Annotated in this window: 9 protein-coding genes; all 9 read right to left on the bottom strand. The window is 69.6% G+C overall.

Annotated elements, in window-relative coordinates; all coding sequences use genetic code 11:
* Positions 1 to 19: 19 nt before the first annotated feature.
* The gene (locus ACIPSE_RS20620) at positions 20 to 2,188 is read right to left on the bottom strand and encodes an FxsB family cyclophane-forming radical SAM/SPASM peptide maturase (RefSeq protein ID WP_401664524.1); all 2,169 of its coding nucleotides are present in this window, start codon (positions 2,186 to 2,188) and stop codon (positions 20 to 22) included.
* A 22-nt stretch (positions 2,189 to 2,210) separates the two neighbouring features.
* Positions 2,211 to 2,402 carry a hypothetical protein gene (locus ACIPSE_RS20615; protein WP_401664523.1) on the bottom strand — a complete coding sequence of 64 codons (192 nt, stop codon included), beginning with the start codon at positions 2,400 to 2,402 and terminating at the stop codon, positions 2,211 to 2,213.
* Positions 2,403 to 2,673: 271 nt separating this feature from the next.
* Positions 2,674 to 4,179 (bottom strand): amino acid permease, encoded by a 1,506-nt coding sequence (locus ACIPSE_RS20610; protein WP_401664522.1) that lies wholly within the window; start codon positions 4,177 to 4,179, stop codon positions 2,674 to 2,676.
* A gap of 138 nt (positions 4,180 to 4,317) precedes the next feature.
* Positions 4,318 to 6,237 (bottom strand): 1-deoxy-D-xylulose-5-phosphate synthase, encoded by a 1,920-nt coding sequence (gene dxs, locus ACIPSE_RS20605; RefSeq protein ID WP_401664521.1) that lies wholly within the window; start codon positions 6,235 to 6,237, stop codon positions 4,318 to 4,320.
* Positions 6,238 to 6,430: 193 nt separating this feature from the next.
* Entirely contained in the window at positions 6,431 to 7,753 is a 1,323-nt protein-coding gene (locus ACIPSE_RS20600) for a sugar ABC transporter permease (RefSeq protein WP_401664520.1), read from the bottom strand.
* Positions 7,750 to 8,541: an ATP-binding cassette domain-containing protein gene (locus ACIPSE_RS20595; RefSeq protein WP_401664519.1), complete on the bottom strand. Its 792-nt coding sequence runs from the start codon at positions 8,539 to 8,541 to the stop codon at positions 7,750 to 7,752. Before ACIPSE_RS20595 ends, ACIPSE_RS20600 begins: the two co-directional genes overlap by 4 nt.
* A 245-nt stretch (positions 8,542 to 8,786) precedes the next feature.
* Positions 8,787 to 9,869 carry a sugar ABC transporter substrate-binding protein gene (locus ACIPSE_RS20590; RefSeq protein WP_401665023.1) on the bottom strand — a complete coding sequence of 361 codons (1,083 nt, stop codon included), beginning with the start codon at positions 9,867 to 9,869 and terminating at the stop codon, positions 8,787 to 8,789.
* A 133-nt stretch (positions 9,870 to 10,002) separates the two neighbouring features.
* Positions 10,003 to 11,202 (bottom strand): ROK family transcriptional regulator, encoded by a 1,200-nt coding sequence (locus ACIPSE_RS20585; RefSeq protein ID WP_401664518.1) that lies wholly within the window; start codon positions 11,200 to 11,202, stop codon positions 10,003 to 10,005.
* A 183-nt stretch (positions 11,203 to 11,385) separates the two neighbouring features.
* Positions 11,386 to 12,309 (bottom strand): carbohydrate ABC transporter permease, encoded by a 924-nt coding sequence (locus ACIPSE_RS20580; RefSeq protein WP_401664517.1) that lies wholly within the window; start codon positions 12,307 to 12,309, stop codon positions 11,386 to 11,388.
* Between the last annotated feature and the right edge of the window lies 1 nt (position 12,310).

Below are 12,310 nucleotides of genomic sequence, written 5' to 3'. Positions count from 1 at the left end.
CCGCAGTCGTCATCCGGCGTCAGCCGCGCAGCCGGTCGGCCATCCGGCGTCCGTGCGGGGTGAGGCCGCCCTGCCGGATCGCCCCGGCGGGGACGCGGTCCAGGTACGCGGACCGCAGTCCTTCCCTGGCCTCCTCGCTGCCCGCGAGGTCGAACAGATCCGACAGGGCGTTGAACTTCATCTGCTGGACGCCCTCCACGACGAGCCGCGCCAGCGCCTCACCGGTGTCGGGCAGCACCAGACCGAGGGCGCCGAAGGCGTAGGGGTCGGCGGCCACCAGGCCCGGTGACCCCTGTCCTCGCGGCTCCCGCACCGCCTCACCCCGCAGCGGGGTGCACGCTGTGAACAAGGCGCGTACTCCCGGGCCGCGTCCGGCGTGGCGGGCCCGCAGATGCACGGCGGCCTCGGTGAACAGCCGCAGCCAGTCGGCGTGTTCGGCCTCGTCCAGGGCGGGTGCGGGCGGGGCCGGGTAGCCGTCGCGACAGGGGTCGGTGTCCTCGACCAGGACGGTGAACTCCCCGGTGGCCAGGCGTCGTACGGGCTGCCAGCCGAAGCCGGAGCCGGCCGCGCCGGCGACGGGCCGGGGCGCATGGTCCGGCCCGGCGGCAACCAGGAGGCCGCCCCCGCGCGCGTGCAGGGTGACCGGGCCGTCGGCGGCGGGCAGGGTCAGCAGTCCGAGGCCCGGCAGGTGGGCCCGCTCGGCGCCCTCGGCCAGGGCGACGCTCAGGTCGGTGCCGGCCCGCAGCGCGACGGTCAGCGCGATCTCGCCGAGCCGCTGCCGGACGGCCGGTGCCGGGATCCGCCCCTCGACGGCGCGCACCGCCCAGGTGCCGAGGTAGGGGTGGCGCACGGTCCGGGCGGCCTCCCGGGGCCACTGCCGGTCCAGCCGGGTCAGGGCGCGCACCTCGGGGCCGGGGTGGCGGGCGCAGACGGCGCCGAGGAGCATCCGGCGGACGCTGGCCTCGGCGCCGGTGAGGGCGCGCAGGGCCTCGCCGTCCCCGTCGCCCGCGGCGAGGGAGTCGAAGCCGTGCTCGGTCAGCGTGTGCGGGCGGGGCGCGGGGCGGGGGTGCGGGCGGGGGGCGTTCAGGACGTGGCCGATGAGGGCGAAGAGGTCCTCGCAGTAGACGGAGGGGTTGCCGAAGCCGTTGGCGGCCCGGTGGCGGTGCCCGTACAGGCCGCCGCCGCAGATCCGGACGACGGAGCAGCCCCGGCACGTCGGGCTGAGCGACTCCACTCCCCCGCTCTGGGCGAGGAACCCGGGGTGGGCTGCAGCCTCGTCGAAGGAGTGCCGCAGGACGTGGAACCCGGTGGCGGGCGCCTCGGGCCCGGTGGTCTTGAGCCAGTCGGCCTGCTCGATCTCGCCGTCGGTCTCCACGACGACCAGGTCGGGGCTGCCGAGCCCGAGCGCCTCGGTGAAGGACTCCTGGCCGTCGCGTCCGGCCTCGATCGAGTCGAAGAGCCGGACCCGGAAGGGCCTGCCGTCGGCGGTCCAGCGCTCGTACACGGTGATCAGCCAGCGGGCGTGGGCGGCCGGTCGGGCGGGGTCCCGCGGGGGCGGGTGGTCCCACGTGGCGTGCGGGAGAAGGAAGTCGACGCGGGGCGGGTCGAGTGCGGCGAGGGCCTCGTAGACGGCGACCGGGTCGTTGTCGGCGTCGACGGTGCAGAGCAGTCCGGCGAAGGCGGCGCGGTGGGCGGGCGAGCCGATGAGCCGTACGGCCTCGGCGACGGCGTCGTAGGAGCCCGTGCCGTTGGCGCGTTTGCGGTGGCGGTCGTTGGCGCTGCGGTCGCCGTCGAGGGAGATACCGGTGCTGATCCCCTCGTGGACCAGCATCCGGCACGTCGGCTCGTCCAGGCGCAGGCCGTTGGTCTGCATCCGCAGGTCCAGCGCGCACACGCCGTCGAGGGCGGCGCGCAGTTCCTTCGCGGTGCGGGCCAGCCGGTCGGGGCCGGCGAGCAGGGGTTCGCCACCGTGCAGGATGACGTGCACGCGCGTTAGTTCGGGGTGGGCCCTGGCGTGTTCGGCGATGCGGGACGCCGTCGCCGTCACTATCTCGTCCGGGATGACCTGCGGTCTGCGTCGCCAGCTCTGGTCGGCGTGGCGGTAGACGTAGCAGTGGTCGCACGCCAGGTCGCATCTGCTGTGCATCTTGAGGACGAACTGGCGGAATGCTCTTGGCCTCGCGGTCATCGGCCCTTGGCGTCCGGGGCGGTCAGATGCTGGAGTTGAAGCCGGAGTCCGACTGCCTGCCGGAGGGCAGCAGCCGGCCGAGGGTGCGCGGGTCGAGCCCGGCCAGGTCGTCGAGCGGCACACCGTCCCGGTCGGGGATCTCCGTGGCCAGCAGCGGGATCGCCGCCTGCGGCCCGTCCAGTACGGCGCCGGAGGCCTCTCCACCGTTCGTCATTGCGGTCTCCTTCGCGGGTTCGTGGAATCGCGCGTCGGGCGGGTTTCTCACCGGGTGGAATCGCACTGAGCAGTCGAGAGGTGGCTCGTGGTCACCGCTCTTCCCATCATCGTGGCCGTTTCCGGTCAGACACAAGGGCGGTAAAGGTACCTTACGCGTCGGCTTCGCTGCCGTAACCATCAAATCCGGTCAGGGGCAGGCGGGTTGGGCAGAGAAACGGCCCCGTGCGGGGCGCCGGGGCGCGGTGCACGGGGCCGTGGGGCGGGGTGGGTCAGGCGCTGTCGCCCGAGGGGGCCGAGGTCTGCTCCTCGCGGGCCAGCCGGCTGTGCGTGCGGCCGTAGAGGAAGTAGACGACGAAGCCGAGGACCATCCAGAGCGCGAAGCGGAGCCAGGTCTCGGCGGGCAGGTTGAGCATCAGCCACAGCGAGGCGAGGACGGAGAGGACCGGCAGGACCGGGACCCAGGGGGTGCGGAAGGAGCGGGGCAGGTCGGGGCGGGTGCGGCGCAGGATGACGACGCCGATCGCGACGACCACGAACGCGAACAGGGTGCCGATGTTGACCAGTTCGGCCAGTTCGCTGAGCGGGGTGAAGCCCGCGACGATCGCGATGATCACGCCGAGCAGGATGGTCGGGCGGTGCGGGGTCCGGAACCGCGGGTGGACGTGCGAGAAGAACTGCGGCAGCAGTCCGTCGCGGCTCATCGCGAAGAAGACACGGGTCTGGCCGAGGAGCAGGATCATGCAGACCGTCGTCAGGCCGACGGCGGCGCCGAAGCTGATGAAGCCCGCGTACCAGGGATGTCCGATGGCCTTGAAGGCGTCGGCGAGCGGCGCGGTGACGGACAGCTCGCTGTAGTGCTGCATACCGGTCACGACGATCGACACCGCGACGTAGAGGGTCGTGCAGATGAGCAGGGAGCCCAGGATGCCTCTCGGCATGTCCCGTTGCGGGTTCTTGGTCTCCTCGGCGGCGGTGGCGACGACGTCGAAGCCGATGAAGGCGAAGAAGACGACCGACGCGGCCGTGAAGATGCCCATCACGCCGAAGTTGGCGGGTGCCCAGCCGAACATCAGCTGGATGAGCGGTGCCTGGAGGTCACCGCCCGCCTCGACCGGCTGCGACTTGGGGATGAACGGGTCGTAGTTGTCGCCCTTGACGAAGAAGGCGCCCGCGATGATCACGACGAGTACGACCGTGACCTTGATGGCGACGACGATCGACGTCACGCGCGCGGAGAGCTTGGTGCCGAGGACGAGGATGCCGGTCAGGACCAGGACGAGGGCGGCGGCGAGGATGTCGAAGCCGAACCCGTCGGCACCGTCCCGGCCGCTGAGCGCCGCGGGCAGATGCCAGCCCGCGTTGTCCAGGAGGGAGGCGATGTAGCCGGACCAGCCGACGGCGACCACCGCCGTGCCGAGCGCGAACTCCAGGACGAGGTCCCAGCCGATGATCCAGGCGGGCAGTTCCCCGAGCGAGGCGTAGGAGAAGGTGTAGGCCGAGCCGGCCACCGGGACGGTGGAGGCGAACTCGGCATAGCAGAGCGCGGCGAGCGCGCAGACGACGCCGGCCACGACGAAGGCCAGCGCCACGGCGGGGCCGGCGTTGTTCTTGGCGACGGTTCCGGTGAGGACGAAGATGCCGGTGCCGATGATCACGCCGACGCCGAAGACGGTCAGATCCAGCGCGGAGAGGGATTTCTTCAGCGCGTGTTCTGGTTCCTCGGTGTCTCGGATGGACTGCTCGACTCTCTTCGTCCTGAAGAGTGTGCTGCTCACGGGCGTACCTCCCACGCTGTGTCGTCCTCGACATGATCGAGAGGGGGCGTAGGTCGTATGCCCCGACGCGGGCGGATTAACGCAAATGGGCCGCCCGCACCACTGTGACGAGTGGTGCGGACGGCCCCTTGCGGCGTGTCAGTCGCGCGCGGGTTCCGCTTCGGCCGGAGCCCGGTCGAACTTCCCGTCCAGCTTGGAGACCAGACCGGTGACCTGGCGTGCGATGTCGGGCGCGGTGAGCCCGATCTCCGCCATCACCTCGGCGCGCGAGGCGTGGTCCAGGAAGCGCGGCGGGATGCCGAAGTCGCGCAGCGGTACGTCCACCCCGGCGTCGCGCAGGGCCTGCGCGATCGAGGAGCCGACGCCGCCGACGCGGCTGTTGTCCTCGACGGTGACGACGACGCGGTGTCGCTCCGCCAGCGGGGCCATGGCCTCGTCGACGGGTTTGACCCAGCGCGGGTCGACGACGGTGGTGGTGATGCCCTGGCTGTCGAGGAGCTTGGCGATCTCCAGGCACATCGGGGCGAGGGCGCCCACGGAGACGAGGAGCACGTCCGGGGTGTCCGTGCCGGGCTCGCGCAGCACGTCCATGCCGCCGACGCGGCCCACGGCGGCCACGGCGGGCCCGACGGCGCCCTTGGAGAAGCGGACGACGGTCGGCGCGTCCTCGACGGCCACGGCCTCGCGCAGCTGGGCGCGGACCTGGTCGGCGTCGCGCGGGGCGGCGAGGCGCAGACCCGGGACGACCTGGAGGATCGACATGTCCCACATGCCGTTGTGGGAGGCGCCGTCGGTGCCGGTGACGCCGGCGCGGTCCAGGACGAAGGTGACCCCGCACTTGTGCAGGGCGACGTCCATGAGGACCTGGTCGAAGGCGCGGTTGAGGAACGTGGCGTACACCGCGAAGACGGGGTGCACCCCGCCCGCGGCGAGGCCGGCCGCGGAGACGGCGCCGTGCTGCTCGGCGATGCCGACGTCGTAGATCCGGTCGGGGAAGGCGTCCGCGAACTTCTTCAGGCCGACCGGCTGGAGCATCGCGGCGGTGATCGCGACGATGTCCTCGCGCTCCTTGCCGAGCGCGACCATCTCGTCGCCGAAGACGGAGGTCCAGTCGGCGCCGGAGGCCTTGACCGGCAGGCCGGTGTCGGGGTGGATGGGGCCGATGCCGTGGAAGCGGTCGGCCTCGTCCTGGAGGGCGGGCTGGTAGCCACGGCCCTTCTCGGTGAGGACGTGGACGATCACCGGGCCGCCGAAGCGCTTGGCGCGGGCCAGCGCGGACTCCATGGCCTCGATGTCGTGGCCGTCGATGGGGCCGACGTACTTGAGTCCGAGGTCCTCGAACATGCCCTGGGGGGCGATGAAGTCCTTGAGGCCCTTCTTGGCCCCGTGGAGGGTCTCGTAGAGGGGCTTGCCGACGACCGGGGTGCGCTCCAGGAGGTCCTTGCCCTTGGCGAGGAACCGCTCGTAGCCGTCCGTGGTGCGCAGGGTGGCCAGGTGGTTGGCGAGGCCGCCGATGGTGGGCGCGTAGGAGCGCTCGTTGTCGTTGACGACGATGACGAGCGGGCGGTCCTTGGCGTCGGCGATGTTGTTCAGCGCCTCCCAGGCCATGCCGCCGGTGAGGGCGCCGTCGCCGATCACGGCCACGACGTGGTCGTCACGCCTGCGGATCTCGTTGGCCTTGGCGAGGCCGTCGGCCCAGCCGAGGACCGTCGAGGCGTGGCTGTTCTCGATCACGTCGTGCTCGGACTCGGCCTGCGAGGGGTAGCCGGACAGGCCGCCCTTCATCTTCAGCCGGCTGAAGTCCTGGCGGCCGGTGAGCAGCTTGTGGACGTAGGACTGGTGTCCGGTGTCCCACAGCACCTTGTCCCTGGGAGAGTCGAAGACGCGGTGCAGGGCGATGGTGAGCTCGACCACGCCGAGGTTGGGGCCGAGGTGGCCGCCGGTCTTGGACACGGCGTCGACGAGGAAGGTCCGGATCTCCTCTGCCAGCTGGTCCAGCTCCTCCAGGCTGAGCCGGTCCAGATCGCGCGGTCCCCTGATGCGGGTCAGCAGCGGCACCCGTGCCTCCTTGCAGTAGAGCTGTTCGAGCTGTTGCCGGGCTTGTCGAGTCTAATGTTCCGCCTTTGCGGACGAGACCCGGGCGGTGGGTGATACGTCACGCGATCGGCTGTACCCAAGATCACCTGTTCCTACGACATGCGGGAGCCCGGCACCTTGGCGGGTGCCGGGCTCCGTCGGGACGGCGAGGGTGCTAACCGCGTCCGGACGCCTTCTGGCTGCGGCGGGAGACCGAGTCGATGACGACCGCGCCGAGCAGAACACCACCGGTGATCATGTACTGGATCGAGGTGTTCATGTTCAGCAGGTTCAGGCCGGTGGTGATCGACTGGATGACCAGCATGCCCAGCAGGGCCGACCACACCGAACCACGGCCGCCGAACAGCGACGTGCCACCGATGACCGCCGCCGCGATGGCCAGCATCAGGGTGTTGCCGCCACCGGCGTTCAGCGTCGCGGAGGACGTCTGACCGGCGAAGAACATACCGCCGATCGCCGCGAACCCGCCGGCGATGGAGAACACCGTGATCCGGACCATCGGCACGTTGATACCGGCACGGCGGGCCGCCTCGACGCCACCGCCGACCGCGAAGACCTGACGGCCGAACGTCGTACGGCGCAGGATGAAGTCCGTGATCACCAGCGCCGCGAGGAAGATCACGAGCGCGTTGGAGACACCGTCGGAGTTGTTCAGCACGGCCGCGGCCACGAAGGACGCGACGGCCAGGAGACCGACGCGCAGCAGGATCTCGCTGGTGGGCCGGAACGGCACGCCGGCGGCCTTGCGGCGACGCTGCTCACCGAAGTTGCCGATGGCGGACAGCACCACGCCGAGGCCCGCCAGCAGGTAGGCGCCGATGATGGCCTGGTCCATGAAGTAGGAGCTCTGGCCGAGGATGTGCACCGGGCCGGAGTCCGACGGGATGTTGATCGTGCCGCTGGAGCCCAGCAGCCACAGCATCAGACCGTTCCAGCCGAGGAAGCCGGCCAGGGTGACCACGAAGGCCGGGACACCGATCTTGGCGAAGAACCAGCCGTGCAGGGCGCCGATACCGATACCCGTGATGATCGTGAGGATCAGTGCCAGCCAGGGGTTCACGCCGTGGTTGATCGCGAACACGGCGAACAGCGTGGACGCCAGGCCGCTGACCGAGCCGACCGACAGGTCGATCTCGCCGAGCAGCAGGACGAACACCAGGCCGATGGCGAGCATGCCGGTGGCCGACATGAAGTAGCTGATCGAGGAGAGGTTCTCGGCGCTGAGGAAGAGGTCGTTCTTGAGCTGGAAGATCGTCCAGATGACGATCAGACCGACGACGACCGGCAGCGAACCCAGCTCGCCGCCCTTCACCTTGCGGGTGAACTCGGTCCAGTAGCCCTTGAAGCCCTCTTCGCGGACGAGGAGGCGGGGGTCGACGACGGTGACCGGCGCGGCGGTGGGGTCGTCGGCGGGCGCGACCGTGGTCTGCGCGTCCGCCTCTGCCTCCGCCTTGGAAACCTTGGACGTGTCGCTCACTTTGCCGCCTCCGTGCTGCGACGCCCCGCACGACGGGTCACGGCGTTGTCCGTGGCGCCCGTGATGGCGGCGATGATCTCTTCGTGGGTGGTGTCCTTCACGGAGAAGGAACCGTTGTTCTTACCCAGGCGCAGCACGGCCACGGTGTCGGCGACCGCCTTCACGTCGGCCATGTTGTGGCTGATGAGGATGACGCCGAGGTTGCGCTCGCGCAGCCGCTCGACGAGGTCGAGGACCTGCGCGGTCTGCTCGACACCGAGGGCGGCGGTGGGCTCGTCGAGGATGACGACCTTGGGGTCACCGATGAGGGCGCGCGCGATGGCGACGACCTGGCGCTGGCCACCGGAGAGGCTCGCGATCGGGATGCGGACGCTCGGGATGCGGATGGAGAGCGTGCTCAGCAGGTCACGCGCGTTCTTCTCCATCGTCACCTCGTCGATGACGCCTCGACGCAGGATCTCGCGTCCGAGGTAGAGGTTGCCGACCACGTCGAGGTTGTCGCAGAGCGCGAGGTCCTGGTAGACGGTCGCGACGCCGAGTCCCTGGGCGTCGTGCGGCTTGTTGATGCTGACCGCGTTGCCTTCCCACTCGATGACGCCCTCATCGATGGGGTGGACACCGGCGATCGTCTTGACCAGCGTGGACTTTCCTGCGCCGTTGTCGCCGACCAGGGCGACCACTTCTCCGGCGTGGACCTCCAGTTCGACATCGGTGAGTGCCTGCACTGCACCGAATCGCTTGGAGACTCCGCGCAACGCCAGCACGGGCGTAGCGGACACGTGAACCATCTCCTTCGCCGCCTGACCGGCGGGGATGCCGCGCTTGGGGTAGGCGCGGAGGGGGGTGCCGAAGGGGGCACCGACTTACTGATGAACTTGCGCGCGGCCCGTGCCTCCTGGCAACGGGCGCGTTCGCCATGCTTCCGTCCGGCGCCCGTCCCGCAGCGGGGTATGAAGGCGGGGCGGGCGCCGGAGGGGCTTGTGACCTGCCGGGAGGGCGTGCCGGATCAAGTGGCACGCCCTCGGGGCGGTGGTTACTGCAGACCGGCCTTCTTGCACGCGGCGGCGTACTCGGCGGTGCAGATCTGCTCCACGGTGTAGAGCTTGTCCTTGATCACCGTGTCCTTGATGTTGTCCACGGTCACGGAGACCGGGGTCAGCAGCTGCGAGGGCACCTTGTCACCGGAACCGCTGGTCAGCGTCTGGGTGGCGAGGGACTTGATGTCCTTGCCCTCGAGCAGGTTGACCGCGAGCTGGGCGGCGGCGTCGGCCTCGGGCTTGAAGGCCTTGTAGACCGTGCTGGACTGCGTGCCGGCGACGATGCGCTGGATACCGGCGAGCTCGGCGTCCTGGCCCGTCAGGGGGATACCGGAGATGCCGGCGCCCTTGAGGGTGGTGGCGATACCACCGGCCATGCCGTCGTTGGCGGAGTAGACGCCCGCGATGTTCTTCTTGCCGAGCTGGGTGATCGCGGCGGACATCTTCTCCGCGGCGGTGGAGTCCTTCCACAGACCCGACTGCTCGTAGGCGATGTCGACCTTGCCGTCCAGCGCCTTGTGGGCGCCTTCCTTGAACTGGGCGGCGTTCGGGTCGGCGTCGTCACCGTTGATCATGACGACCTTGGACTTGGTGGTCGCCTTGTCGCCGAGAGCGGTGAGCAGGGCCTCGCCCTGGAGCTCGCCGACCTTGACGTTGTCGAAGGAGACGTACGCGGAGACCGGGCCCTGGGCCAGACGGTCGTACGCGATGACCTTGACGCCCTTGTCGACCGCGGCCTGGATCGAGGACTTGATCGCGGCGGAGTCCTGGGCGGAGATCACGATGACCTTGACGCCCTTGGTGACCATGGTGGAGACCTGCTGGGCCTGCTTGGCCGCGTCCGCGCCGGCGTTGTTGTAGGAGACCGTGCAGTCGTCGCACAGCTCCTTGACCTTCGCCTCGAAGAACGGCTTGTCGAACTGCTCGTAACGAGCGGTGACGCTGTCGGGAAGAAGCAGGCCGATCGACTTGTTGTCGGAGCTGCTGCCGCTGTCCGAGTCGTCGTCGCCGGCCTTGCCACAAGCCGCGGCCGTGAGGGCGAGAGCCGACACGAGAACGGGTACCGCCGCACGACGCATGAGCGTGTTCACTTCAGAAACCTCCCTGACGAGGCCGCGTCGTTGCGGCCGAGGTGGCTGGAAGTCAACTCGGCCGTACGTGCGACGTCAAGAAGTAAATACTTAACGGGTTGGCAACGGCGGGTTTCGTTCTCTAAGTGAAGGCAGGGGCCGCAGAGTGCAGCGTGCCGTCCAAAAGGGTCGAATCACCCATCTCGCTGAGCGCGAGAGCGAGTGCTCCGAGCACCTCCGCACGGCCCCCAAGTGCCCCGGGAAGAACGGTGAGTTGACGCGCCGCGCTGGGGATCGCATAACGGCCGACGGACTCCCTGATGGGCCCGAGCACCAGCTCACCGGCCTCGGCGAGATCACCGCCGAGGACCACCCTGCTCGGGTTCAGGAGATTGCAGAGATTGGCGACTCCACTGCCGATGTGTCGGCCGACGTCGGCGATCACGCGACGGCAGCCAGGGTCTCCGTCCCTGGCCAGCCGCACGACGCCTTCCATCGTCAGGTCGGTGCCGTGGCTGGACTGGAGGAGCGGCAGCACATAGCGCGCGGCCGCGAACGTCTCCAGGCAGCCGCGGTTTCCACAGCGGCAGACCGGTCCGGATTCATCAAGAGTAATATGCCCGATTTCTCCCGCAGTGCCACCCGGGCCCCGGTAGATCTTGCCGCTGATCACCAGACCGGCGCCCACACCGCTCGCGACCTTGATGTACGCCAGGTCCTTCACGCCTCTGCCGCTGCCCCAGACCATCTCCCCGAGGGCCCCGAGGTTGGCGTCGTTGTCGACGTGCACGGGGACGCCCAGACGGCCTCCCAGCTCCTCGGCGGGCTTGGTGCCGATCCAGCCCGGCAGGATCGCGGAGGACCCCAGGGAGCCGGACTCCAGGTCGATCGGGCCGGGTACGCCGAGGCCCACTCCGGCGATCTTCGTCCGGTCGACGCCCGTTGCTGCGATCAGGCGATTGACCAGCTCTTCGGCCCGGTCGAAGCCCTGGCTGGAGGAGGCGTCCACGTCCAGCGGCTCGGACTCCTCGGCGAGCACCTGGTGGGCGAGGTTGCCGATGGCGACCCGGAGGTGCGTGTGCCCGAAGTCGACGCCTATGACAATGCCGGCGTCCCCGCTCAGGGAGACGCTGCGGGCCCGCCGGCCGCCCGCCGATGTGGGCGTGACCTCGACGGTTCCGCCGTCCTTGAGCTCGCGCACGATGTTGGAGACGGTGGCGGCGGACAGACCCGTGGTCCTGGCGATCTCGGCCTGCGTCAACGACCCGGCCAGCCGGACGGCCCGCACGACGCGTTCCAGGTTGGCTCGGTGCAGCGACGACTGCGACCCCGGAGTCTCCACGACGACCTCCTGCGCGCGAGGCCGCATCGATGAGGCCCCGTCCATGTCCAACTAGTGAACTCTAAGCTGAGCCGTTCGGGTCGCCTCCCGTCAAGAGGTTGAACAGTATCCGGGGCGTTGCACACGCCAACGCACACCGTCACCAGCGGCGGGGACGGTGTGCGCTCGGGCGCTCGCTGAGCGCTACTTCAGGGTCGCCGACGTCAGTCCCGCCTGGACCTGGCGCTGGAAGGACAGGTACACGACCAGCATGGGGATCATGGCGATCGTCACGCCGGCGAACAGCACCGGAAGGTCGGAGGCGTACCCCATCTGCTGCTGGAGCTGGATGAGCCCCTGGGTCAGGACGTAGCGCTCCGGATCGTCGCCGCTCTGCGGCTGCATCAGCACCGTGGGCAGGATGAACTGGTTCCACTGACCGAGGGTGTTGAAGATGCCGACGCTGACCAGTCCGGGCTTGGCCATCGGCAGCATGACCTGGAAGAACGTGCGGGTGTGCGAGGCGCCGTCGAGGACCGCGGCCTCGAAGACGGCCGTGGGCAGCGTCCGGAAGAACGCGTGCATGAAGAAGACCGTGAACGGCATCGAGTAGGCGACGTAGACCAGGATCAGCCCCTGGTAGGTGTTCAGCATGTCCAGCCGTTTGACCATGAAGAACAGCGGGACCAGGGCCAGGAACACCGGGAACATCGCGCCCGCGACGAAGAAGTAGTAAAGGAACCGATTGCCCCAGAACCGGTAGCGGGCGAGCACGTAGGCGGCCATCGAACCGAGCAGCATCGTCAGCGGCACCGAGAACACCAGCACGATCACGGTGTTCAGGAAGTAGTCGCCGATGCCCTTGTCCCAGGCCCGCGCGAAGACGTCCAGGTCCCAGTTCTGCGGCCAGCCGAAGGCCGAGCCGCCGATCTGCGCGTCGGTCTTGAAGGCGCTGAGCACCAGCCACAGCAGCGGCAGCACGATCAGCAGGGCCCACAGCGCGAGGAAGCCGTGCGAGAAGACGTTCAGGACGACGCCCTCTTTGCGGTCGCCGCCCGGGCGGGCCGGGCTCCTGTCCGCGGCCCGCGGGGCGGGGACCTTAGCGGTCTCCTTGATGGGTGCGCTCATC

Source organism: Streptomyces sp. NPDC090106 (assembly GCF_044747265.1).
Classification (GTDB): domain Bacteria; phylum Actinomycetota; class Actinomycetes; order Streptomycetales; family Streptomycetaceae; genus Streptomyces.
The sequence above is the reverse complement of the archived record's forward strand: the minus strand, read 5'-3'. Positions and strand labels throughout refer to the sequence as shown.